Source organism: Thiomonas sp. (genome assembly GCF_054608695.1).
In genome coordinates this window covers 1-23,070 of sequence record NZ_JBTRXV010000037.1, presented here as the reverse complement: position 1 = coordinate 23,070, position 23,070 = coordinate 1, and the positions used below count along the sequence as shown (strand labels likewise).

The window sequence follows — 23,070 nt, the reverse complement described above, 5'->3', positions numbered from 1 at the left end:
GTGGTCGCTCAGGCCTGGGCCAGCCAGTTGCGTGAGAGCTGCACCCAGAAGCTCGCACCCAGCGGGATGATGTCGTCGTTGAAGTCGTAGCTGGCGTTGTGCAGCGTGCAGGGGCCGGCGCCGTGGCCGGGGCTGCGGTGGTCGCCGCCGCCATTGCCGATGATGAGGTAGGCGCCGGGCCGCGCCTGCAGCATGTAGGCGAAGTCCTCCGCTCCCATCGACGGTTCGAAGTTGTGGATGGCTTCCTCGCCCACCAGCTCGCTCATCACGCGGCGGGCGAACTCGGTCTCGGCGGCGTGGTTGATGGTGGGCGGGTAGTTGCGATGGAACTCGAAATCGCACTGCATGCCGAACGCCTGCGCGGTGTGCTGCGCCATCTCGCGCATGCGCGACTCGATCAGGTCCAGCAGCTCGGTGGTGAAGGTGCGCGCCGTGCCCTGAATTTCAACCGAGTCGGGCACCACGTTGGTGGCCTCGCCGGCGTGAATCATGGTGACGGAAATGACCCCGGCTTCCTGCGGATTCTTGTTGCGGCTGATGATGGTCTGGAAGCCCAGCGCCATCTGGCAGGCGGCCGGCAGCGGGTCGAGCCCGAGATGGGGCATGGCGGCGTGCGAGCCCTTGCCGCGCACGACGATGCGAAACTCGTTGCTCGACGCCATCACCGGCCCGGCCTTCACCGCGAAGTGCCCGGCCGGCAGCCCCGGCCAGTTGTGCATGCCGAACACGGCGTCCACCGGAAACTTGTCGAACAGGCCGTCCTTGATCATCTCGCGCGCGCCGCCGCCGCCTTCTTCGGCCGGCTGGAAGATGCACACCACGCGACCGGCGAAATCGCGGTTGCGGCTGAGGTGATGCGCCGCCGCCAGCAGCATCGCGGTGTGGCCGTCGTGGCCGCAGGCGTGCATCTTGCCGGGGTGGGTGCTGACGTGGGCGAAGGTGTTTTTCTCCGTCACCGGCAGCGCGTCGATGTCGGCGCGCAGGCCGATGCTGCGCCCCGGCCCCTTGCTGCCCTCGATCACCGCCACCACGCCGGTCCTGCCCAGGCCGCGGTGCACCGGCAAGCCCCATTCGGTGAGCAGGGCGGCGATGGTGTCGCTGGTGCGGTCTTCGTGGAAGCACAGCTCGGGATGGGCGTGAATGTCGCGGCGGATGGCGCGAAAGCGCGCGGCTTCGGTCACGATGGAATCGATGATCTGCATGGAAAGCTCCTGCTTATGTGTTCGGGGATGGCGAACTCATTTTCGCGCAATCGGGCAAACGCTGCCGATTGCCAGCGTCGTGCGCAGGGGCAGGCACGTCCTACACTTGTTTCCCGCCCCGCCGGCTTGCCGCCGCACCCTCGCCTGCCCGCATCGCCATGACCACCGCCTCCGCCTCTGACACCTATTCGGACACCATCATCCGCGCGGCCTGCCCGCACGACTGCCCCGACACCTGTGCCCTGCTCGTCACCGTGCGGGACGGCGTGGCCGTGAGCGTGCGCGGCGACCCCGACCACCCCACCACCCACGGCGCGCTGTGCACCAAGGTCTCGCGCTACACCGAACGCACCTACCACCCGGGCAGATTGCTGCGACCCATGCGGCGCATCGGCCCCAAGGGCAGCGGGCAGTTCGAGCCGGTGAGCTGGGATGTGGCGCTGGACGACATCGCCGCGCGCCTCAAGGCAATCGCCGCACGCGAGCCCCAAGCCATCCTGCCCTACTCCTACGGCGGCACCCTCGGCTTCGTGCAGGGCGAGAGCATGGCGGCGCGCTTTTTCCACAAGCTGGGGGCCAGCCTGCTCGACCGCACCATCTGCTCCACCGCGGGCGAAGCCGGGCTGAAGACGGTGATCGGCGGCAAGCTGGGGCTGGACGTGGAGCAGTTCGAGCACAGCAAGCTCATCCTGATTTGGGGGAGCAACAGCATCACCAGCAATCTGCATTTCTGGACCTATGCGCAGCGCGCCAAACGGGCCGGGGCCAGGCTGGTGAGCATCGACCCCTGGCGCAACGACACCGCCGAGAAATGCCACGAACACATCCAGCTGCGCCCCGGCACCGACGCCGCGCTGGCCTACGCGCTGATGCATGAGCTGATCGTGCATGACCGGCTGGACCACGACTACATCGCGCAGCACACCGTGGGCTTCGACGCCTTGCGCGAACGCGCGCTGCAATGGCCGCCCGAGCGCGCGGCCGAGGTGTGCGGCGTGCCCGCAGCGCAAATCCGCCAGCTGGCACGCGACTACGGCACCACCAGGCCCGCCGCCATCCGCATGAACTACGGCCTGCAGCGGGTGCGCGGCGGCGCCAACGCCGTGCGCGCCATCGCCTGCCTGCCCGCACTGGTGGGCGCCTGGCGCGACGCTGCCGGCGGCTTGCTGTTGTCCAGCTCCAACCATTTCGCCGCCAACGGCGCGGCGCTGGAGCGCCCGGATTTGCTGGCCGGGCGCACGCCACGCACGATCAATATGGTGACCATCGGCGACGACCTGCTGCGCGAAGGAAGCAGCGATTTCGGCCCGAAGATCGAAGCCGCCATCGTCTACAACAGCAACCCCCTGGCCGTCGCCCCCGAGGGCGACAAGGTGCGCCAGGGCTTCGCCCGCGACGACCTGCTCACCGTGGTGCTCGACCACTTCCAGACCGACACCGCCGATTACGCCGACTACCTGCTGCCCGCCACCACCCAGCTCGAACATGTGGACGTGCACAAGGCCTACGGCCACCGCTACTGGCTGGCGAACAACGCCGCCATCGCCCCGCTGGGCGAGGCCAAACCCAACACCGAGATTTTCCGCCTGCTCGCCGCGCGCATGGGGTTCACCGACGCCTGTTTCACCGAGACCGACGAACAGATTGCCGCGCTGGCCATCGCCCCGGATGCGCGCAACGGCGGCATCACCTGGAGCACCCTGCGCGCAAGCGGCTGGGCCAAGCTGCCAGGCCCCGCCGCGCCCTTCGCCCAAGGCGGCTTTCCCACGCCATCGGGCAAATGCGAGTTCTGGTCACAGCGCGAGCTGGATGCCGGGCGAGGCGCGCTGCCCGAAGTCATCCTGCCGTACGAGTGCGCCGCCACAGCGCCGGACCTCGCTGCCCGCTACCCGCTGGCGATGATCTCGCCCCCCGCGCGCAACTTCCTCAACTCCAGCTTCGTCAACGTCGACAGCCTGCGCGCCCTCGAAACCGAACCCTCCCTGCTCATCCACCCCGAAGACGCCGCTGCGCGCAGCATCACTGATGGTCAGATGGTGAGCGCCTTCAACGACCGCGGCACCATCACCTGCCGCGCCCGGGTCAGCAAGCGCACCCGAGCCGGACAGATCGTGGCCTTGGGCATCTGGTGGCGCAAACTCAGCCCCACCGGCACCAACGTCAACCAGATCACCCACCAGCGGCTGACTGACCTGGGAAGTGGGCCGTGTTTTTATGATTGCCTGGTCGAAGTGGCGCCGCAATGACCGTGAAGGAATGGCCGTGTTTTCACATGTATTTGTCGGCGTCAGCGACTTTGATCGCGCTATGTCGTTTTACACCGCCCTGATGCCCACCCTTGGCAACGAGCTGAGATTCTGCGATCGGAGCCGGCCATGGGCTGGATGGCAGTGCAGGAATGGGCCACGCCCCTTGTTCCTGATCGGTAAACCCTACGACGCATTTCCCCACGATCGAGGCAATGGCCAGATGGTGGCCTTCCTCGCACAGCATCGCTCAGTCGTGATCGATGCCGATCAAACTGCGTTGGCGCATGGTGGCACATCGGAAGGATCGCCCGGTTTGAAGACCGAGTACCACGCGCATTATTTCGGCGCTTACTTGCGCGATCCGGATAGCAACAAACTCTGTGTTGCCTGCCATACGCCTGAAGGCTGAGCAGGGAAAATCGCAGCTCCCTCAAACCCCCGCCCGCTGCATCGACGCCAGAAACGTCTTGGCATCCTCGAAGCCCACCACACGCCCCACTTCCTTGCCGCCCTTGAAGAAGATGATGCCCGGCGGGCCGAAGAGTTGGAAGCGTTTGAGCAGGGCCTTGTCGTCGGCGTTGTTGGCGGTCACATCCGCCTGAATCAGGGTCATGTCGGCCATCTGCTGCGCGACGGCGGGGTCGGTGAACGTGAAGTGTTCCATCTCCTTGCAGGAGACGCACCAGTCGGCGTAGAAATCGAGCATCACGGGCTTGGTGCTGCTGGCGACGATCTGGTCGAGTTCAGCCACGTTCTTGACGCGCCGGAACTGCGCGGCCGGAGCCGTGGCGACGGCGTTGGAGACGCCCCCGCCCAGCCCGGCCAGCGGTTGCAGGATGTTGCGGCTCCCGGCGGCCAGACCGATGACGAGCACCGCACCGGCCAGGGCCAGCACCACGCCCAAGCCTTTGAAGAGCCGCGTCCAGCCCGAGGCGGCGTCGGGCAGGCGGTCGAACACGCGCAGGAAGGTGGCGCTCACCAGCAGTAGCGCGGCCCAGGCCAGCATCAGCAGCCAGCCGGGCAGCACCGGGGTGATCATGTATAAGGCGGTCGCGATGAGCAGCACGCCGAAGAAATATTTCACGCCCTCCATCCAGCCCCCGGCCTTGGGCAGCAGCGCGCCTGCGCTCCAGCCTGCCAGCAGCAGGGGCACGCTCATTCCGGCCGCCAGCGAAAACAGGGCGATGCCGCCGATCACGGCATTGCCGGTTTGGCTGATGTAGAGCAGCGCGCCGGCCAGCGGGGCGGCCACGCAAGGCCCGACGATCAGCGCGGAAATGCAGCCCATGACGAAGACCCCGGCGAAATGGCCGCCATGCAGCTTGCCTGATGTGGCCGATAGCCTGCTTTGCCAGCTGGCTGGGATTTGCAGTTCGTAGAAACCGAACATGGACAGCGATAGCACCACCAGCAGCAGCGCGAAGACCGACAGCACCCACGGGTTCTGCAGCGTGGCCGCCAGGCCCTGCCCAAGCAGCCCGGCAGCCACGCCGAAGGCGGTGTAGACCAGCGCCATGCCCAGCGAGTACACCGCCGCCAGCGCCAGCCCGTGCAAGTGCGACACTTTCTCGCCATGCCCGACAATGATGCTGGAGAGGATGGGAATCATCGGCAGCACGCAGGGCGTGAACGCGAGCAGCAGGCCGAACAGCAGGAACATGGGCACGATGGCCAGCAGGCTGCCCGAGACCAGCGCGGCGCCAATGCGGGAGGATTCACCGCCGAGGGAAGCTGCGTCCGAAGATGAGGTGGCTTGGTTGGCCGCGCCTGCCGCTGGCGCGCTGGCCGCCTGAGTCGCAGACGTTGCGGGCACTGCGGCGGCCGAGGAGGCAGGTGTTGTGGCTGGCGCCGGGGGTGATACAGGCGCCGCAGCAGCACTGGCTGCGGCACCCGATGCCGTGCTCGTCTTGTTGCCCAGCAGGCTGCCGATCAAGCCGCTGACCGATGAGTTGCCCGCGCTGGTGCCGCCGCCCTCTCCATCCGCCTCGGCGATGCTGACCGTGCCCTGGCCGCCAAAACCCTGCAGGCTGACGGTGGCGATCTTGTCGATGGGCGGATAGCACAGGCCTTCGTCCGAGCAGCCCTGGTAGGTGACCTGCAGCTTGAAGCTGGCCGGAGCCGCCAGCACCGGCAGCGGCACGATCACCTGGTTGCGGTAATGGAACACCACATGGCCGAGATTGACGTCGAACTTTTTGTGCGCCGGCGGGTAGTCGGGCTTGCCCAGGGTGACGCCGGGCGTCTGCGGCTCGAAGTGAAAGCGTTCCTGGTAGAGGTAATAACCCTTGGCGATGTCGAAGGTCAGCAGCAGCGTTTTCGGACCTTGCACCGCGGCGGAAACATGAAAAGCCTGGTCCGGTGGCAGGAATTTGCCTTGCTGCGCCTGGGCGACCGGCAGCGCACCGAACAACAAGGCTGCAGCCAGCGCCAGCATGGCGGCGAGCAGCTTGTGCAAGACGTGATGGGGCATGCGAGGCTGGCCGGTTGCAGCAGTGGGTGAAACGGGGGTCATCAAGAAGTCTCCTGGCGTCGGGGCCGCATCCGGATGCGCACGGTGCCGTGGCGGTGGCGATGCGGGTCAATCTTTAAATATAAGCTTAAAGTGATATGGTTACATCGGGTCTGGCCATAGGTCCATGTCGGATTCGGGGGTCGATGCATACAGGTCGGACGAAACCGCCAATCCTGACAACAGATTCCGCAGGGCACCCAGGGGTGATGACGAAACGCCCGGCCACCCGATGTTGTCTCATCACCCCTGGGAGAGGGGCGCTGGCGGGCTGTTGATCGCTCTCAAGCCGCGAAGCGGCGTTGGGTCAGCCAGCGCGCCAGCAACCAACCCCCCAGCAGGTAGGCCAGCAGAATGGCCAGATGCAACCCGGCCCGTGTGTCGAAGTGGCCGAAAAACAGCGGCCGCACCAGTTGCACCGCCGCTTGCAGCGGCAAGACCTCGGCCACCCGCTGCAACCACAACGGCATGGCGCTCAAGGGAAAGAAGATGCCGGAGAGAAAGGTCATCGGCGTCAGCACGAGGGTGAAGTAGTAGGTGAAAAAGTCGTACGACTTCGCCAGCGCGTTGACGATGAGTCCGAGCGCCGAAAACATCATGCCCACCAGGGCCAGTAGCGGCAGCACGAGCAGCAAGGTGGGCTGGCGGCTGATACCAAGCAGCGCCACCACCACGACCAAGGCCACACCGCTCATCAGCGCCTTGGTCGCGGCCCACAGCAGCTCGCCCAGCAGCACGTCGTCGAGCGTGGTGGGGGTGAGCAGGATGGCGTCCCAGGTTTTTTGCACATGCATGCGCGAGAAGGCGGAATACAGCGCTTCGAAGCTGGCGGAATTCATCACGCTCATGCTCACGGTGCCGGAGGCGAGGAACAGGATGTAGGGCACGCCGTCGACGCTGCCGACCAGCGAACCCACGCCCCAGCCGAACGCAGCCAGCGTCAGCAGCGGCTCGGCGATATTGCCGAGCAAGCTGGGCAGCGCCAGCTTGCGCCACACCAGCGCATTGCGCCGCCACACGGGCCAAAAGCGCCAGCGCGGCATGGCGGGCAGCGCAGCAGCGGCTTGCGGCGGCGGCGTGGTGGCGACGGACATGGATGGATCGTACATGGGCGAATTTGGGGTGTTCAGCCGCGCTTCAATCGCGCAATTGCCGCCCGGTGAGCTTGAGGAAGACGTCTTCCAGATTGGCCGAGCGGTGCAGCACGCGCAAGCCGTCGGCAAGACCCTGCACGGCAGCCAGCACGGGGGCGGCGTCGCGGGCGTAGGCGAACAAGGTATCACCGCTGCGCTCCAGGCGCTGGGCATGCGGCGCCACCAACGCCTCGGCTTCGTCGACGCGCAAGCCGTACATCTCGATCACCTCGGGCTCCACATGCCGCGCGATGAGCGCCAGCGGTGCGTCCTCGTCCAATTTGCGGCCATGATCCAGCACCAGCAGGCGCTGGCACAGACGCTCGGCTTCGTCCATGAAGTGGGTGGTCAGCAGAATGGACTTGCCCTGCGCCACCAGGCGCTTGAGCCGGTCCCAGATGAGATGGCGCGCCTGTGGATCGAGGCCGGTGGTGGGTTCGTCGAGGAAGACGATGTCGGGATCGTGAATCAGCGCGCGCGCCAGGCTCAGGCGCCGTTTCATGCCACCGGACAACTCGGCGATGCGGGCGCCTGCCTTGCCCTGCAGCGCAGCGAACTCCAGCAGGCTATCGATGCGCGCGCGCATGGCGGCATCGCTCAGGCCGAAGTAGCGGCCGTAGATGACCAGGTTTTCCTCCACCGTGAAATCGGGGTCGAGGCTGTCGTACTGCGTCACCACGCCCACCCGCATGCGTGCCAGGCGGGAGTCGCGCGGGACGGCATGGCCCATCAGCCGCACGCTGCCACCGTCGGGCGTGGCCAAGCCCAGGCAGAGGCGGATGGTGGTGGTCTTACCCGCGCCGTTCGGGCCGATGATGCCGTAACACTCGCCGGGGCGAATGCTGAAGCTCAGCTGGCGAACCACGTCCTGCCCGGCGTAGCGCTTGTGCAGGTCTTGCACCGCGAGCAGGGGCGCTTGGGCGTCAAGCGGATTTGCTGAGGGCATCGTGGCGTTCGCTGGCATGGCGAAAACTTCGCGGGTCTGACGAGAGGCTGCCCCACGAACGACAAACCCGGCTGGGTCTTGCAGCAAGACCGAGGCCGGGTTTGTGAGCCAGATGACGCCGGAACAGGCGTCACGCTGACGGGGCTGGCCGGGATTACTCGGCGGCCTTAGCGTCGGCAGCCACGTCGGCGTCGGGACGGTCCACCAGTTCGACATAAGCCATGGGGGCGTTGTCGCCCACGCGATTGCCGAACTTCAGGATGCGGGTGTAGCCGCCCGGACGGGTCTTGTAGCGCTCGCCGAGTTCGCCGAACAGCTTGACCACGGAATCGCGGTCGCGCAGACGGTCGAACGCCAGGCGGCGATTCGCAAGCGTCGGCTTTTTGCCCAGGGTGATGAGGGGCTCGACGACGCGGCGCAATTCCTTGGCCTTGGGCAGCGTCGTTTTGATGGCTTCGTGGGCGATGAGCGAGTTCGCCATATTGCGCAGCATTGCCAGCCGATGGCTGGAGGTGCGGTTGAGTTTGCGCAGACCGTGTCCGTGACGCATGGTGCTTTCCTTTCGTTATGTTGATGAGCCAGCCGGATCAGGTACTGGCTTTGCACGTTGCAGCCTCACACCCGATGGTCGGGCGGAACTGCGGTGAAAATAAAAAGGGACCGGACCGCAAAATCCGTCCCGGTGGCAATCGCGCCGAATCAGTTGGCGCGATTTTCCAGTTCTGCGGGCGGCCAGCTCTCCAGCTTCATGCCCAGGGTGAGGCCGCGCGCAGCCAGCACTTCCTTGATTTCGTTGAGCGACTTGCGTCCCAGATTGGGAGTCTTGAGCAGCTCGGTTTCGCTGCGCTGAATCAGGTCGCCGATGTAATAGATGTTCTCGGCCTTGAGGCAGTTGGCCGAGCGCACCGTGAGCTCCAGGTCGTCCACCGGGCGCAGCAGGATGGGGTCGAACTGCTGGGCGCTGGCGGAACCGCCGGACTCCAGCGATTTCTCCGCGCCTTCCAGGCTGGCGAACACCGACAGTTGCTCGACCAAAATGCGAGCCGAAGTGCGAATGGCTTCTTCTGCGCTGGTGGAGCCGTTGGTCTCGATTTCCATCACCAGCTTGTCCAGATCGGTACGCTGTTCGACGCGTGCGTTTTCCACGGCATAGCTCACGCGGCGGACTGGCGAGAACGAGGCGTCGAGCACGATGCGGCCGATGGTCTTGCCACCTTCGTCGGCATAGCGACGCAGGTTGCCCGGCACATAACCGCGACCCTTCTCGACCTTGATCTGCATGTCCAGCTTGCCCTGTTGGGACAAGCGTGCAATCACATGCTCGGGGTTGACGATTTCCACGTCATGCGGCGTCTGGATGTCGGCGGCGGTCACCACGCCCTCCCCTTCCTTGCGCAATGACAGCGTGACCTCGTCGCGGTTATGCAGCTTGAACACCACGCCCTTGAGGTTGAGCAGCACGGCAATCACATCTTCCTGCAAGCCATCGACCACGGAGTACTCGTGCAGCACGCCGTTGATGCTCACCTCGGTCGGTGCATAACCAACCAGAGAAGACAACAGCACACGCCGCAGGGCGTTGCCAAGGGTATGGCCGTAACCGCGCTCGAAAGGCTCGAGCGTGACCTTGGCGCGCAGAGGACCCAGGGCCTCGACTTGGATGGATTTGGGGCGAAGCAAAGCGGTTTGCATGAATGTCCTTTCAAGACCCTCCGCTCGTTACGCGGATAAGGCTGATGGCTGAGGGATAAAGCAAAAAACGAAGGGGCGCCGATCGCGCCCGATGCACTTCGGGGCAGACCAGGCTGCCGAGCAGCTTGGTCTGCCCCAGAGGATTGCGACTTAACGTGAATACAACTCGACGATCAGCGACTCGTTGATGTCGCTGGCGAACTCGTCACGGTCCGGCGTTTTCTTGAACACCGCTTCCATCTTGCTGGTGTCGACCGAAACCCAGGCGGGGAAACCGTTGCCTTCGGCCAGCTTCAACGCGTCCACGACGCGCAGCTGCTTCCTGGCCTTCTCGCGCACCGCCACCGTCTGGCCGGGCATGACGCGGGCCGAAGGGATGTCCAGCAATTGACCGTCGACCATGATGCTGCGGTGGCCCACCAGTTGGCGCGCCTCGGCGCGAGTGGACGCGAAACCCATGCGATAGACCACCGTGTCCAGGCGCGACTCCAGCAGCGTCAGCAGGTTGACACCCGTGTTGCCGCGCATACCCAGCGCTTTTTCGTAGGTGCGGTGAAATTGCTTTTCCAGCATGCCGTACATGCGCTTGACCTTCTGCTTTTCACGCAGTTGGGTGGCGTAGTCAGACTGGCGTGCGCCGGAGGTGCGGCCATGTTGGCCAGGCTTGGTGTCGAACTTGGCCTTGGATTCAATGCCGCGGCGCGCGCTCTTCAGAAAGAGGTCGGAGCCTTCACGGCGGGAGAGTTTGGCCTTGGGGCCGAGGTAACGTGCCACTTGCTATTCCTTTCGATCAACTGCCGCAGCGCTCAGCTGCGGGAGCTTGAACCCTGAGGGCTCAAGCAGTGGGCTTTGCGGTAGGACACCGCGTGGAGATAAAAAATGTATCGGTTGTGATGCGACGAAGATCGTCAAAAAGCGGCTGTTCTTGTCACAAGGGGCGGCAATCAGATGCGGCGGCGCTTCGGCGGACGGCAGCCGTTATGCGGCACCGGTGTCACGTCGGCAATCTGAATGACCTTGATGCCAAGGCCATTGAGCGCACGCACAGCCGATTCACGGCCAGGGCCTGGGCCCTTGATGCGGACTTCGAGCTGCTTGATGCCGCACTCGATGGCCTGACGACCGGCATTCTCCGCAGCCACCTGGGCGGCAAACGGTGTGGATTTGCGCGAACCCTTGAAACCCTGCCCACCCGAGGATGCCCACGACAAGGCATTGCCCTGGCGGTCGGTGATGGTGATGATGGTGTTGTTGAACGAGGCATGCACATGCGCAATGCCGTCCGCAACATTCTTGCGAACCTTCTTGCGCGCACGCTGTGCGGAAGCTTGATTGGGGGCTTTAGCCATGACTTAGTCCTTGTGTCCTTATTTTTTCAGTGCAACGCCGCCCTTGCGCGGGCCCTTGCGGGTACGCGCATTGGTGCGGGTGCGCTGACCACGGACCGGCAAGCCGCGACGGTGACGCATGCCACGGTAGCAACCCAAGTCCATCAGACGCTTGATGTTGATCGACATCTCGCGGCGCAGATCGCCCTCGATGACGTATTGACCAACCTGCTCGCGAACCTTCTCAAGCTCAGCGTCGGTGATGTCTTTCACCTTGGTCGAATAGGCAAGGCCAGCCGCTTCGCAGATTTTGCGAGCGGTGGTCCGGCCAATGCCATAGATCGCAGTCAGACCGATTTCGGCGTGCTGATGCGGCGGAATGTTGATACCAGCAATACGGGCCATTTGATTCCTCGATTCAGATTAGGCCGATCAACCCTGGCGCTGCTTGTGGCGCGGGTCAGTACAGATCACACGCACCACACCCTTGCGGCGGATGATCTTGCAGTTTCTGCACATCTTTTTAATGGACGCACCAACTTTCATGATTTACCTCGTTTATTTTGCTCGGAATACGATCCGTGCTCGCGTCAAATCGTAGGGTGTTAGCTCAACAGTTACTTTATCGCCCGGCAAAATACGAATGTAGTGCATGCGCATTTTTCCGGAAATGTGACCCAATACTACATGCCCATTCTCTAGCTTGACTCTAAAAGTGGCATTGGGGAGATTTTCGAGAATCTCGCCCTGCATCTGAATTGCATCGTCCTTGGACATAAATTGGTGTTGGCTCAGCGCAGGGTCATGCCACTTTTGAAATTCGCACGCTTGAGCAAGGCATCGTATTGATGCGACATCGCATAAGCCTGCACTTGGGCCATGAAATCCATGGTCACAACCACGATAATCAGCAAGGACGTGCCGCCAAAATTGAAAGGCACGTTGTATTTCAAAACCAGGAACTCAGGCAGCAAACTAACCAGCGTGATGTAGAGCGCGCCAGCCAATGTCAGGCGCATCAGAATCTTGTCAATATGACGGGCCGTTTGCTCTCCCGGGCGAATACCGGGAATGAAAGCGCCACTCTTTTTTAGATTGTCTGCAGTTTCACGGCTATTGAATACCAAAGCAGTATAAAAGAAGCAGAAGAAAATGATTGCGCCCGCGTACAACGCAACATAAATAGGCTGGCCAGGAGAAAGCAAAGCGGCTGCATCCTTGAGCCAACTCATGCCATGCCCCGAGCCAAACCAGCTCACGATCGTGGCCGGCAGCAAGATAATCGAAGAGGCGAAAATTGGGGGAATCACGCCAGACATGTTCAGCTTTAGAGGCAGATGAGAAGATTGGCCCCCATAGACCTTATTCCCCACCTGACGACGCGCGTAATTAACAAGGATTTTGCGCTGGCCCCGCTCGACAAACACCACGAAATAAGTCACGGCGATCACAATCGCCAATACAAAAATGGAAACCAGAATGCTCATGGCGCCTGTACGCACCAACTCCAACAGACCGCCCAAGGCTGTCGGCAGGCCAGACGCAATGCCGGCAAAAATGATGATGGATATGCCATTACCGAGACCACGCTCCGTGATCTGCTCACCCAACCACATCAGAAACATTGTTCCCGCCGTCAAACTAACGACCGCCGTCAGCTTGAATCCGAGACCCGGATCCAAAACCAGCCCTTGCGTTGCACTGAGCGCAACTGAAATTCCAAGCGACTGGAAAATGGCCAAAAGCAGTGTGAAATAGCGCGTGTACTGCGTAATCTTCCGCCGCCCCGCCTCGCCTTCCTTTTTCAGTGCTTCCATGGATGGAATCACATAGGTGAGCAACTGCATGATGATCGATGCCGAAATGTACGGCATGATCCCGAGCGCAAACACCGTGAAGCGCGAAAGCGCACCGCCGGAAAACATATTGAATAAACCGAGAATCCCGCCGGAATTGTTATTGAACAACTGCTGCAATTGCTGCGGATTGATCCCTGGCACTGGAATATGGGCACCAATGCGGAACACGATCAGAGCCCCAAGCAAAAAAATGAGGCGCTTGGTCAAGTCGCCATATTTTCCGCCGCCGAGAGCGCTGGATTGCGTTGCCATGATTGATTTGAACTTTTAGTCTTGCTGGGCGACGACCGTGCCACCGGCGGCCTCAATCGCAATTTTTGCGCCACGGGTAACCAGGACGCCAGCAACCGTGAAATTGCGAGCAACCTTGCCCGATGCAAAAATTTTTGCAGTAACCACTTGATCGGAAATAAGGCCCGCGGCCTTCAAGCTCAACAAATCAATTTGATCGCCTTGCACCAAGGCAAGTTCGGACAGACGAACTTCGGCCTTGAATTTAGCGGTCGGCGATTTGAAACCACGCTTTGGCAGGCGACGCTGCAAGGGCATTTGACCGCCTTCGAAGCCAACTTTGTGGTAGCCACCGGAACGTGATTTTTGGCCTTTGTGACCACGCCCGGCGGTCTTGCCAAGGCCGGAACCAATGCCACGGCCAACACGCTTGTAACTGTGTTTTGCGCCTTCGGCTGGTTGAATCGAGTTGAGTTGCATGGTGAGTCTCATTTGTGGGCATTAGAAGGCTGAGCGGTCAAAGTCCAGCGCCTCCGATGCATGGCAATCAGGCAATGACCTTGACCAGGTAGTCAACCTTGCGGATCATGCCGCGCACCGACGGGGTGTCTTCCAGGATGCGCTCGTCATTGATATGCCGCAGGCCTAGGCCACGAACGGTGTCACGGTGATCGGCTCGCGTACCGATGACGCTGCGCACCAACTTGACTTTCACTTCTTTCTTGTCTTGCATGGATGGCCTCAACCGAGAATTTCTTCGAGGCTCTTGCCACGCTTCATGGCGATCTCGGAAGGCGTATTGGCCTTGATGAGACCGTCCAGCGTGGCGCGAACCATGTTGTAGGGATTGGTCGAGCCATGGCTCTTGGCAACGACGTCGGTGATGCCAACGACCTCGAAGATGGCGCGCATCGGGCCGCCTGCAATGATGCCCGTTCCCTGAGGAGCTGGCGCCATCATGACGTCCGAAGCAGCGTGACTGCCGAAGACCTGATGATGCAGGGTGCCGTTTTTCAGCTTCACCTTGATCATGTTGCGGCGCGCCTGGTCCATGGCTTTCTGCACGGCGACTGGCACTTCGCGCGCCTTGCCCTTGCCCATCCCGATGCGGCCATCGCCATCACCCACGACGGCAAGCGCAGCAAAACCCAGGATACGACCACCCTTGACCACTTTGGTCACGCGGTTGACTGCAATCATTTTTTCCCGCAGACCGTCATCACGGGCTTCGGTGTTCATCTTTGCTTGGACTTTGGCCATCTCAACCTCAGAATTTCAAACCAGCTTCACGTGCTGCTTCAGCCAAGGCCTTGACGCGGCCGTGGTACTGGAAACCAGAGCGATCAAAGGCAACCTGCTCAATACCTGCGGCACGTGCCTTTTCCGCAATACGGCGGCCGACAATTTGCGCTGCGCCCACATTCCCACCGGAACCCTGCAACTGCTGACGCACTTCAGGCTCAATGGTCGAAGCAGTCATCAGCACGCGCTCGCCATCATCGGAAATGATGCTGGCGTAGATGTGTGCATTCGAGCGATGCACCGCAAGGCGCGTCACACGGAGGCGTGCAATCTGGGCGCGTGTGGACTTGGCGCGACGCATACGGGCTAGTTTTTTATTCAACATGTCACAGCCCCTTATTTCTTCTTGGTTTCCTTGATCACCACGACCTCATTGGCGTAGCGAACACCCTTGCCCTTGTATGGCTCGGGCGGACGGATTGCACGGATATCGGCAGCCATTTGGCCGACCAGTTGTTTGTCAACGCCCTTGAGCACGATTTCAGTCGGCGTCGGCGCCTCCACTTTGATGCCATCGGGCATATCACGCACCACAGGGTGCGAGAAACCGAGGGAAAGATTCAGTTTGGCGCCCTGGACTTGAACCTTGTAACCCACACCGACAAGAGTCAGCTTTTTCTCAAAGCCCTTGTCCACGCCGGCAACCATGCCGGCAACCAGGGCGCGGAACGTACCCGACAGCGCATGCGACTCGCGACTTGCGTCGGCCGGCGCAAACGTCAAAGAACCATCTTGCAATTCAACCTTGACCAAGGGGTTCAATGCGCGTTGCAGACGACCCAAACCACCCTTGACTGCGATTTGCTCAGCAGTGAGGGACACTTCAACGTCTTTGGGCACAACGATAGGATTTTTGGCGACTCGCGACATGGTCGGCCCTCAATTAAGCAACATAACAAAGGACCTCACCGCCGACGCCAACCTGACGCGCCTTGCGATCGGTCATCACACCCTGAGGCGTGGAGACAATAGCGACACCCAGCCCATTCAGAACCTGGGGAATGGCGTGCTGTCCACGGTAGATGCGTAGCCCAGGACGGCTGACACGCTCGATGCGCTCGATGACAGGACGCCCTGCGTAGTACTTGAGCGCAATTTGCAAGTCAGCCTTGACGCCATCGCGCAGTAATTCGAAGCCATCGATATAGCCCTCGTCCTGCAGCACCTGCGCAATGGCAGCCTTCAATTTCGATGCCGGCATCTTGACGGTGGCTTTCTCGACCATCTGCGCATTACGGATGCGCGTCAGCATGTCGGCAATAGGATCACTCATGCTCATTGAATATTCTCCGGAGAGTTCCGTTAGCCGTCTTACCAGCTGGACTTGGTGATGCCGGGGATCTCCCCGCGAAACGCCAGTTCACGAATCTTGTTACGGCCCAATCCGAACTTGCGGAACGTGCCGCGCGGGCGCCCTGTCAACGCACAGCGATTGCGCAAGCGGGTCGGGTTTGCATTGCGCGGTAGCTGCTGCAAGGCAAGACGTGCTTGCAAATGCTCTTCGTGCGACTTGCTCATATCAGCGATGACGGCCTGTAGGGCAGCACGCTTGCCAGCAAATTTCTCGACGAGTTTTTCGCGCTTTTCCTGGCGGTTGATCAATGAAAGCTTAGCCATGGCAATCTCAGTTCTTGAAAGGAAAGCGGAAAGCGGAAAGCAGGGCCTTGCACTCGTCATCCGATTTTGCCGAGGTTGTGATGCTGATATTCAGGCCACGCAGCGCATCGACCTTGTCATACTCCACCTCTGGGAAAATGATTTGCTCTTTGACGCCGATGTTGTAATTGCCGCGCCCGTCGAAGGCGCGCGATGAAACCCCGCGGAAATCGCGCACACGCGGGAGCGCAACCGTCACCAAACGATCCAGAAATTCATACATGCGACGACCACGCAGCGTCACGGAGCATCCGATTGGCATGCCTTCGCGCACCTTGAACGCAGCAATAGCCTTACGAGCCTTGGTCACCACGGGTCGCTGTCCGGCGATCTTGGTCATGTCGCTCACAGCATGCTCAATGACCTTCTTGTCAGCAACAGCCTCGGATACGCCCATATTCAGCGTGATCTTCGTGATGCGGGGAACCTCCATCACGGACTTATAGCCATACCGCTCCAACAAACTTGGTACCACTTGACCCGTATAAAACTCTTGTAAGCGCGTCATAACGCCCCCAGTTAAACCTTGATTTCCTCGCCGCTCGAACGGAATACGCGAACCTTCTTTCCGTCAGAGAGCAAACGAATGCCGACACGATCAGCCTTGCCGGACGCGGGATTGAAAATTGCCACATTGCTTTGATGAATGGGCATTTCTTTCGAGATGACCCCACCTGGCTGGTTTTGCATCGGATTGGGGCGGGTGTGACGTTTGACCAGGCCCACCCCCTCGACCAAAAGATGATCCTCACCCTGGCGAGCGATCACCTTGGCGCGGCGCCCCTTGGCTGAACCCGCAATGACGACGACTTCATCGCCCTTGTGTATCTTGTTCATGATGAGCCTCTTAAAGCACTTCAGGTGCGAGGGAAACAATTTTCATGAAGCGCTCCGTGCGCAACTCACGCGTAACCGGCCCGAAAATTCGAGTTCCGATAGGCTCAAGCTTGGCATTGAGGAGAACGGCGGCGTTGGCGTCAAACTTGATCAGCGAGCCATCAGCGCGACGAACCCCCTTGGCCGTACGCACGACCACAGCGTTGAACACCTCGCCTTTTTTCACGCGGCCGCGCGGCGCAGCTTCTTTGATGCTGACCTTGATGACATCGCCGATGCCGGCATAGCGACGCTTGGACCCGCCGAGCACCTTGATGCACATAACGGTTTTAGCGCCGGTGTTGTCAGCAACATCCAGCCTTGATTGCATCTGAATCATGTGGAATCCTTTTCCCAACTTGCAAGCGAACGCCGCCAGCAGTCTTGGGCCCAGCTTGTGGGTCAATGAAGCGCTCGAGAAATCGAAAGCGCAGAACTATATATTTTTGCCTGACTCGCTGTGCTTGTCAAGGCGCAAGGCAATTATTTTTGCTGAAGTGGCAAGCCGAGGCCTTCCAGTTCGAGCGGTTGGCTTGACTCAGAAACGACTGTGGCCAGGGTGGAGCGTTTTTGCCTGGCCACAAGACGCCGACACAATCAATCACACCAACCTTGATTTTTCGACCAGACGCGTCACAACCCAGGACTTGGTCTTGGAAATCGGACGCGTTTCCGAAATTTCGACCAAATCGCCCAAGTGAAACTGGCCTTGCTCATCGTGAGCGCTGTACTTTTTGGAGCGCACCATATACTTGCCGTACAACTCGTGCTGGACACGGCGCTCAACCAAAACCGTGACGGTCTTCGAGCGTTTATCACTCACCACGCGCCCTGTCAGAACGCGGGTCAATCCTTCAGTAGCAGACATCATGACTCCTGCGTTGTTTGTTGGCGAATGAGGGTACGCACGCGGGCAATGTCGCGACGCACTTTCATCAATTGACTGGTGTTCTGCAACTGCTGTGTTGCCTTTTGCATACGAAGACCCATATGGGCCTTCAGCAGTGCGTTGAGTTCATTCTGCAGACCCGAAGCGTCCAGTTTGCGCATTTCTTCCAAATTCATCATCTCACCTCAAAGACCAAAGCGCCGACCGACGAACACCGTACGAAACGGCAACTTAGCTGCTGCGAGTTCGAAGGCTTCACGGGCTTGTTGCTCCGTCACCCCATCGATTTCATAAAGCACTTTGCCAGGCGTGATTTCAGAGACGTAGTACTCAGGATTGCCCTTGCCGTTGCCCATGCGCACTTCAGCAGGCTTGATCGAAATGGGTTTGTCGGGGAATACACGGATCCAGATGCGGCCGCCACGCTTGACATGACGGGAAATGGCACGTCGCGCCGACTCGATCTGGCGTGCAGTCAAGCGACCACGCGTCGTGGCCTTGAGACCATATTCACCGAAAGCCACAGAGGCTCCACGAGTCGCCACGCCCTTGTTGCGACCCTTTTGCTCCTTGCGGTATTTACGCCGCGCAGGTTGCATCATGACGATTCTCCTTGCTTGCTCGGCTCTGCGACCGATGCCTCGGGTTTGCTGACTTTGCGCACGCGCTTCTCAGGTGTCGCCGCTGGCGCGCCTGCGGGCGCAGCATGCGCATCGCCGCGAGTGGAGTCAGGACGGCGGTTGCGACGCGGGCCATTCTTGTCATCGCGACGCGGACGACGATCGGTTTCGGCAGGCTCGGCGGCTTTTTGCGCCAGCGCACCTCGACCCAGCGTGTCACCCTTGTAAACCCAGACCTTGACACCAATGACGCCATAGGTCGTTTTGGCTTCGGAAAAACCGTAGTCAATATCCGCGCGCAAAGTCTGAAGCGGCACACGGCCTTCACGGTACCACTCGGTACGCGCAATCTCGATCCCGTTCAAACGACCCGATGACATGATCTTGATGCCCTGGGCGCCAAGACGCATCGCGTTCTGCATGGCACGCTTCATTGCGCGGCGGAACATGATGCGCTTTTCCAACTGCTGCGTGATGGAATCAGCAATGAGCTTGGCATCGATCTCGGGCTTGCGCACCTCCTCGATATCAACGGCGACGGGCACACCAAGGCGCTTGGTCAGTTCCGACTTCAATGCTTCGATATCTTCACCCTTCTTGCCGATCACGACACCGGGGCGGGCGCTGAAAATTGTGATGCGCGCGTTTTTCGCAGGGCGCTCAATGACGATACGCGAGACGGAGGCGGCCTTGAGTTTCTTGGCCAGGAACTCGCGCACCGCAATATCTTCATTCAGCATTTTCGCAAACTGCCTGCCGCTGGCATACCAGCGGGAAGTCCAGTCATGCGTGACCGCCAGCCTAAAGCCGGTTGGGTTGATTTTCTGTCCCATCTCGAGTCCTTAATTTCCAACCGTGATGTAGATGTGGCAGGTCGGCTTGACGATCCGATTGCCTCGCCCCTTGGCACGCGCAGAAAAACGCTTCAGCGAAGCGCCCCGCTCGACCATGATGGACTTGACTTTCAACTCGTCGATATCGGCGCCATCGTTGTGCTCCGCGTTGGCGATTGCCGACTCGAGCACCTTCTTGATGATCTGTGCTGCCTTCTTGGGCGTGAAGGCCAGCGTGTTCAAGGCGTGGTCAACTTTCTTGCCACGAATGAGGTCAGCGACCAGGCGGCCTTTTTGCTCTGACAACCGTACGCCCCGCAGAATTGCTTGTGTTTCCATAGTCCTTACCTCTTCGCGGCTTTCTTGTCTGCAGGATGACCCTTGAATGTGCGGGTCAGCGCAAACTCACCGAGCTTATGACCCACCATTTGGTCGGTGATGTAGACGGGCATGTGCTGACGGCCGTTGTGCACAGCGACGGTCACGCCAATGAACTCGGGAAGCACCGTGGAGCGCCGCGACCAAGTCTTGATCGGCTTCTTGTCTTTCGTGGCAACTGCGTTTTCAATCTTCCGAATCAGATGAAGATCGCAAAACGGGCCTTTTTTAAGAGAACGTGTCATAACTGAGCCTCTGACTTACTTTTTGCGACGCGAGACGATCATGCCCTGCGTGCGCTTGTTCTGGCGTGTGCGATAGCCCTTGGTCGGAGTACCCCATGGGCTGACGGGGGTGCGGCCTTCACCAGTCTTACCCTCGCCACCACCGTGCGGGTGATCGACAGGATTCATGGCGACGCCACGCACGGTCGGGCGTATGCCCTTCCAGCGCTTAGCACCAGCCTTACCGTACTGGCGCAGACTATTTTCTTCGTTGCTGACCTCGCCGATGGTGGCGCGGCATTCAACGTGGATCTTGCGCACTTCACCGGAACGCAGTCGCACTTGAGCGTAGACACCTTCACGCGCCATCAGCACAGCCGACGATCCAGCCGAACGGATCATTTGCGCGCCCTTACCAGCTGTCAGCTCAACGCAATGAATGGTGGAGCCCACGGGGATACTGCGAATGGGGAGGCAATTGCCAGCCTTGATCGGCGCCTCGACACCACTGAGAACCGTGCTGCCAACCTCAATGCCACGCGGAGCGATGATGTAGCGGCGCTCGCCATCGGCGTAGCACAGCAAAGCAATGTGCGCCGTGCGATTGGGGTCGTATTCAATGCGTTCGACCTTTGCCGGGATGCCATCTTTGTCGCGACGGAAATCGACGACGCGGTAATGCTGCTTGCTGCCACCACCACGATGGCGCACCGTGATATGGCCATTGTTGTTACGGCCAGCATTTTGCTTCTGCGGCTCGAGCAAGCTCTTCTCGGGCGCGCCTTTGTGCAGATGCTTGTGGACAACCTTCACGACGGCGCGACGGCCGGCGGAAGTTGGTTTCACCTTGACGACTGCCATGTTAGACACCCTCCTGGGCAAAGTTCAGTTCCTGACCCGCAGCCAGGCTGACATAGGCTTTGCGAACATTGCTGCGGTGGCCAACACCACGTGACGTGCGCTTGACCTTACCCTTCTGGTTCAAAACCTGGACGCCAGTGACCTGAACCTTGAAAAAGGCCTCGACTGCCGCCTTGATTTCATCCTTGCTCGCGTCCTGGCGCACGCGGAACGCAACCTGGTTGCGCTTATCCGCCAGCATCGTGGCCTTCTCGGAAATAATCGGCGCAAGCAGAACTTGCATCAGACGTTGTTCTTGTGCTTGTTGCTGACTCATGACAGCATCTCCTGCAGCTTGGCCACAGCGCCCTTGGCAATCAGGACCTTCTTGTAATAAATCAAGGACAGTGGGTCCATGTAGCGCGGCTCGACCAACAACACATTGGGCAGATTACGCGCCGCGAGCATCAGTTTTTCATCGATCGAATCTGCGATGTACAGAACCGAATCCAGACCCATGGCACGCAACTTGGTGGCGAGCAGTTTGGTCTTAGGCGCATCGAGGACCAACTCCTCGGTCACCATGACACGACCCTCGCGCGCCAACTGCGAAAGGATGGAACGCATGCCGGCGCGGTACATCTTTTTGTTGATTTTCTGGGTGAAATTCTCATCACCAGAGTTCGGAAAAATTCGACCGCCTCCGCGCCACAACGGGGAACTTGTCATGCCTGCGCGAGCGCGACCAGTACCCTTTTGACGCCACGGCTTGCGGGTGGAATGCTTGACCTCAGCGCGGTCTTTTTGCGCGCGGGTGCCCATACGTGCATTGGCCTGATAGGCAATCACAATCTGGTGAATCAGCGCCTCGTTGTATTCACGGCCAAAAATCGTGTCCGGAGCGTCGAATGCGGCGCCTTGCGCGCCATCGGCGGCAACAAAATTCAGTTGAGTCATGATTGAACTCCCGCCTTCTTCACTGCGGGCCGCAGCGTGACGCAGCCGGAGTCGGCCCCGGGGATCGAGCCCTTCACCATGATCAAGTCTCGCGCCTCATCAATGCGCACGACCTCGAGATTCTGAATCGTGACATTGGTACCGCCCAGTCGTCCAGACATGCGCTTACCAGGGAATACACGCCCTGGATCCTGCGCCATGCCGATTGAACCCGGCGCGCGTGTTGTCACCGAGTTGCCGTGCGAAGCGCGGTTGGAGGAAAAGTGGTGACGCTTGATCGCGCCCGCATAGCCCTTGCCAATGGTGACGCCACGGACATCCAGCATTTGCCCAACCGCGAAAAGCGTGGCGGGGAGCTTGCTGCCGCACTGGTAAGACGCAGCAACGTCCGCAGGAACCCGGAACTCACAAAGAAGCTTTGCGGGCTCGACGGATGCCTTGGCCAAGTGACCAGCTTCTGCCTTGGTCAGCGAGGAGGGTTTGGTTGCACCAAAAGCAACCTGGATGGCGCTGTAGCCATCCTTGTCAGCCTGGCGAATTTGCGCCACGGCGTTGCGAGAAACGTCCAGGACGGTGACGGGAATGGATACCCCGTCGTCCGTGAACACTCGCATCATGCCGACCTTGCGCGCAACAAGGCCGAGTGCTTGCGTACTCATTCTTTTCTCCATGCCAGCTGCGATTGGCTGGCGTCATATGCTGATTTGCAAAACTGACAATTCCAAGCTGTTGCCTGGAGATGCCGTTTTGCGCCAAACGATTTACGTGAATCAGAGCTTGCCTTACGGAAGGCCCAAGCTTGAACGCTGAAAAGCTTTTTAGTATAGCCGGGCGCCTGTCTTCTGGCTAGTGGTCTTCCTGATTTTTACTGCAACTTGATTTCGACATCGACGCCAGCAGGCAGGTCAAGCTTCATCAAAGCGTCAACCGTCTTGTCCGTCGGATCAACAATGTCCATCAGGCGCTGGTGCGTGCGAATTTCAAACTGGTCGCGTGAGCTTTTGTTCACATGGGGCGAACGCAAGATATCGAAACGCTGCAGACGTGTCGGCAGCGGCACGGGGCCCTTGACAATGGCCCCAGTGCGCTTGGCCGTGTCAACAATTTCCAGGGCCGACTGATCGATGAGGCGGTAGTCGAAGGCCTTGAGACGAATACGAATTTTCTGACTTTGCATTGCAGTTCCAAAGAGCGGGAAAACGAGGCGAGCCTCTCTCTATTACTCGATAATTTTCGCCACGACGCCGGCGCCGACGGTACGGCCGCCCTCGCGAATGGCAAAGCGCAGGCCTTCTTCCATGGCGATCGGGTGGATGAGCTTGACGGTGATGCTCACATTATCGCCC

The 23,070-nt window shown here is 60.3% G+C and carries 36 protein-coding genes; 2 read left to right on the top strand and 34 right to left on the bottom strand.

Annotated elements, in window-relative coordinates:
• Positions 1-8: 8 nt before the first annotated feature.
• Positions 9-1,202, bottom strand: a complete 1,194-nt coding sequence (locus ACYCUK_RS13050) for a M20 aminoacylase family protein (protein WP_461595160.1) — start codon at positions 1,200-1,202, stop codon at positions 9-11.
• A gap of 158 nt (positions 1,203-1,360) precedes the next feature.
• Here ACYCUK_RS13050 and ACYCUK_RS13045 point away from each other — a divergent pair, with 158 nt between their 5' ends.
• Both ACYCUK_RS13045 and ACYCUK_RS13040 read left to right on the top strand, forming a co-directional pair.
• Complete coding sequence (locus tag ACYCUK_RS13045) at positions 1,361-3,448, top strand: molybdopterin-containing oxidoreductase family protein (RefSeq protein WP_461595159.1); 2,088 nt, start codon at positions 1,361-1,363, stop codon at positions 3,446-3,448.
• A 166-nt stretch (positions 3,449-3,614) separates the two neighbouring features.
• Entirely contained in the window at positions 3,615-3,860 is a 246-nt protein-coding gene (locus tag ACYCUK_RS13040) for a VOC family protein (protein ID WP_461595158.1), read from the top strand.
• Between the two features lie 21 nt (positions 3,861-3,881).
• Here the strand turns inward: ACYCUK_RS13040 and dsbD are convergent, their stop codons facing one another.
• The 33 genes from dsbD to ACYCUK_RS12875 all read right to left on the bottom strand — a co-directional run.
• On the bottom strand, positions 3,882-5,963 hold the full coding sequence (dsbD, locus tag ACYCUK_RS13035) for a protein-disulfide reductase DsbD (RefSeq protein ID WP_461595157.1): 2,082 nt from the start codon (positions 5,961-5,963) through the stop codon (positions 3,882-3,884).
• 281 nt (positions 5,964-6,244) lie between these two features.
• Positions 6,245-7,054: an ABC transporter permease gene (locus ACYCUK_RS13030; protein WP_112488518.1), complete on the bottom strand. Its 810-nt coding sequence runs from the start codon at positions 7,052-7,054 to the stop codon at positions 6,245-6,247.
• A 43-nt stretch (positions 7,055-7,097) separates the two neighbouring features.
• A complete protein-coding gene (locus tag ACYCUK_RS13025; protein WP_461595156.1) occupies positions 7,098-8,039 on the bottom strand; it encodes an ATP-binding cassette domain-containing protein in 942 nt (313 codons plus the stop codon).
• A gap of 154 nt (positions 8,040-8,193) precedes the next feature.
• On the bottom strand, positions 8,194-8,589 hold the full coding sequence (rplQ, locus tag ACYCUK_RS13020; protein WP_112487699.1) for a 50S ribosomal protein L17: 396 nt from the start codon (positions 8,587-8,589) through the stop codon (positions 8,194-8,196).
• Between the two features lie 149 nt (positions 8,590-8,738).
• Positions 8,739-9,731, bottom strand: coding sequence for a DNA-directed RNA polymerase subunit alpha (locus ACYCUK_RS13015; RefSeq protein ID WP_112487700.1), 993 nt, complete (start codon positions 9,729-9,731; stop codon positions 8,739-8,741).
• A 150-nt stretch (positions 9,732-9,881) separates the two neighbouring features.
• Positions 9,882-10,505, bottom strand: a complete 624-nt coding sequence (gene rpsD, locus ACYCUK_RS13010) for a 30S ribosomal protein S4 (RefSeq protein WP_461595155.1) — start codon at positions 10,503-10,505, stop codon at positions 9,882-9,884.
• A gap of 170 nt (positions 10,506-10,675) precedes the next feature.
• A complete protein-coding gene (rpsK, locus tag ACYCUK_RS13005; protein ID WP_112487702.1) occupies positions 10,676-11,080 on the bottom strand; it encodes a 30S ribosomal protein S11 in 405 nt (134 codons plus the stop codon).
• Positions 11,081-11,098: 18 nt separating this feature from the next.
• Positions 11,099-11,464 carry a 30S ribosomal protein S13 gene (gene rpsM, locus ACYCUK_RS13000; protein ID WP_112487703.1) on the bottom strand — a complete coding sequence of 122 codons (366 nt, stop codon included), beginning with the start codon at positions 11,462-11,464 and terminating at the stop codon, positions 11,099-11,101.
• Positions 11,465-11,491: 27 nt separating this feature from the next.
• Entirely contained in the window at positions 11,492-11,605 is a 114-nt protein-coding gene (gene rpmJ, locus ACYCUK_RS12995; RefSeq protein WP_461595154.1) for a 50S ribosomal protein L36, read from the bottom strand.
• A gap of 12 nt (positions 11,606-11,617) precedes the next feature.
• On the bottom strand, positions 11,618-11,836 hold the full coding sequence (infA, locus tag ACYCUK_RS12990) for a translation initiation factor IF-1 (RefSeq protein ID WP_031408885.1): 219 nt from the start codon (positions 11,834-11,836) through the stop codon (positions 11,618-11,620).
• A gap of 14 nt (positions 11,837-11,850) precedes the next feature.
• The gene (gene secY / locus ACYCUK_RS12985; protein ID WP_461595153.1) at positions 11,851-13,170 is read right to left on the bottom strand and encodes a preprotein translocase subunit SecY; all 1,320 of its coding nucleotides are present in this window, start codon (positions 13,168-13,170) and stop codon (positions 11,851-11,853) included.
• A 15-nt stretch (positions 13,171-13,185) separates the two neighbouring features.
• Complete coding sequence (gene rplO, locus ACYCUK_RS12980; protein ID WP_461595152.1) at positions 13,186-13,629, bottom strand: 50S ribosomal protein L15; 444 nt, start codon at positions 13,627-13,629, stop codon at positions 13,186-13,188.
• 67 nt (positions 13,630-13,696) lie between these two features.
• Complete coding sequence (gene rpmD, locus ACYCUK_RS12975) at positions 13,697-13,882, bottom strand: 50S ribosomal protein L30 (RefSeq protein WP_461595151.1); 186 nt, start codon at positions 13,880-13,882, stop codon at positions 13,697-13,699.
• A gap of 8 nt (positions 13,883-13,890) precedes the next feature.
• Positions 13,891-14,409 (bottom strand): 30S ribosomal protein S5, encoded by a 519-nt coding sequence (gene rpsE, locus ACYCUK_RS12970; RefSeq protein ID WP_112487706.1) that lies wholly within the window; start codon positions 14,407-14,409, stop codon positions 13,891-13,893.
• A gap of 7 nt (positions 14,410-14,416) precedes the next feature.
• On the bottom strand, positions 14,417-14,773 hold the full coding sequence (gene rplR / locus ACYCUK_RS12965; protein ID WP_112488520.1) for a 50S ribosomal protein L18: 357 nt from the start codon (positions 14,771-14,773) through the stop codon (positions 14,417-14,419).
• Between the two features lie 14 nt (positions 14,774-14,787).
• A complete protein-coding gene (gene rplF, locus ACYCUK_RS12960; RefSeq protein WP_461595150.1) occupies positions 14,788-15,321 on the bottom strand; it encodes a 50S ribosomal protein L6 in 534 nt (177 codons plus the stop codon).
• A gap of 13 nt (positions 15,322-15,334) precedes the next feature.
• Entirely contained in the window at positions 15,335-15,730 is a 396-nt protein-coding gene (gene rpsH, locus ACYCUK_RS12955) for a 30S ribosomal protein S8 (RefSeq protein WP_112487708.1), read from the bottom strand.
• A gap of 32 nt (positions 15,731-15,762) precedes the next feature.
• The gene (rpsN, locus tag ACYCUK_RS12950; protein ID WP_461595149.1) at positions 15,763-16,068 is read right to left on the bottom strand and encodes a 30S ribosomal protein S14; all 306 of its coding nucleotides are present in this window, start codon (positions 16,066-16,068) and stop codon (positions 15,763-15,765) included.
• A 7-nt stretch (positions 16,069-16,075) separates the two neighbouring features.
• Positions 16,076-16,615, bottom strand: a complete 540-nt coding sequence (gene rplE, locus ACYCUK_RS12945; protein ID WP_112487710.1) for a 50S ribosomal protein L5 — start codon at positions 16,613-16,615, stop codon at positions 16,076-16,078.
• Positions 16,616-16,626: 11 nt separating this feature from the next.
• The gene (rplX, locus tag ACYCUK_RS12940) at positions 16,627-16,944 is read right to left on the bottom strand and encodes a 50S ribosomal protein L24 (protein WP_112487711.1); all 318 of its coding nucleotides are present in this window, start codon (positions 16,942-16,944) and stop codon (positions 16,627-16,629) included.
• Positions 16,945-16,954: 10 nt separating this feature from the next.
• Complete coding sequence (gene rplN / locus ACYCUK_RS12935; protein WP_094159054.1) at positions 16,955-17,323, bottom strand: 50S ribosomal protein L14; 369 nt, start codon at positions 17,321-17,323, stop codon at positions 16,955-16,957.
• A 261-nt stretch (positions 17,324-17,584) separates the two neighbouring features.
• Positions 17,585-17,851 (bottom strand): 30S ribosomal protein S17, encoded by a 267-nt coding sequence (gene rpsQ, locus ACYCUK_RS12930; RefSeq protein ID WP_371412964.1) that lies wholly within the window; start codon positions 17,849-17,851, stop codon positions 17,585-17,587.
• The gene (rpmC, locus tag ACYCUK_RS12925) at positions 17,851-18,048 is read right to left on the bottom strand and encodes a 50S ribosomal protein L29 (RefSeq protein WP_112488521.1); all 198 of its coding nucleotides are present in this window, start codon (positions 18,046-18,048) and stop codon (positions 17,851-17,853) included. The genes rpsQ and rpmC overlap by 1 nt, the downstream gene beginning before the upstream one ends.
• A gap of 9 nt (positions 18,049-18,057) precedes the next feature.
• Positions 18,058-18,474 carry a 50S ribosomal protein L16 gene (gene rplP / locus ACYCUK_RS12920; protein ID WP_112487713.1) on the bottom strand — a complete coding sequence of 139 codons (417 nt, stop codon included), beginning with the start codon at positions 18,472-18,474 and terminating at the stop codon, positions 18,058-18,060.
• Positions 18,471-19,325, bottom strand: coding sequence for a 30S ribosomal protein S3 (gene rpsC / locus ACYCUK_RS12915; protein WP_461595148.1), 855 nt, complete (start codon positions 19,323-19,325; stop codon positions 18,471-18,473). Before rpsC ends, rplP begins: the two co-directional genes overlap by 4 nt.
• A gap of 9 nt (positions 19,326-19,334) precedes the next feature.
• Positions 19,335-19,664 (bottom strand): 50S ribosomal protein L22, encoded by a 330-nt coding sequence (gene rplV, locus ACYCUK_RS12910; RefSeq protein WP_112487715.1) that lies wholly within the window; start codon positions 19,662-19,664, stop codon positions 19,335-19,337.
• A gap of 5 nt (positions 19,665-19,669) precedes the next feature.
• Complete coding sequence (gene rpsS, locus ACYCUK_RS12905) at positions 19,670-19,948, bottom strand: 30S ribosomal protein S19 (RefSeq protein ID WP_112487716.1); 279 nt, start codon at positions 19,946-19,948, stop codon at positions 19,670-19,672.
• A gap of 15 nt (positions 19,949-19,963) precedes the next feature.
• A complete protein-coding gene (gene rplB, locus ACYCUK_RS12900) occupies positions 19,964-20,788 on the bottom strand; it encodes a 50S ribosomal protein L2 (RefSeq protein ID WP_461595147.1) in 825 nt (274 codons plus the stop codon).
• Position 20,789: 1 nt separating this feature from the next.
• Complete coding sequence (rplW, locus tag ACYCUK_RS12895) at positions 20,790-21,104, bottom strand: 50S ribosomal protein L23 (protein WP_461595146.1); 315 nt, start codon at positions 21,102-21,104, stop codon at positions 20,790-20,792.
• Entirely contained in the window at positions 21,101-21,724 is a 624-nt protein-coding gene (gene rplD, locus ACYCUK_RS12890; RefSeq protein ID WP_112487719.1) for a 50S ribosomal protein L4, read from the bottom strand. The genes rplW and rplD overlap by 4 nt, the downstream gene beginning before the upstream one ends.
• Positions 21,721-22,383: a 50S ribosomal protein L3 gene (gene rplC, locus ACYCUK_RS12885; RefSeq protein ID WP_112488522.1), complete on the bottom strand. Its 663-nt coding sequence runs from the start codon at positions 22,381-22,383 to the stop codon at positions 21,721-21,723. Before rplC ends, rplD begins: the two co-directional genes overlap by 4 nt.
• A 206-nt stretch (positions 22,384-22,589) precedes the next feature.
• Positions 22,590-22,901, bottom strand: a complete 312-nt coding sequence (gene rpsJ, locus ACYCUK_RS12880) for a 30S ribosomal protein S10 (protein ID WP_112487720.1) — start codon at positions 22,899-22,901, stop codon at positions 22,590-22,592.
• Positions 22,902-22,943: 42 nt separating this feature from the next.
• The coding region (locus ACYCUK_RS12875) for an EF-Tu C-terminal domain-related protein (RefSeq protein ID WP_461595172.1) at positions 22,944-23,070 on the bottom strand (127 nt) is incomplete at its 5' end.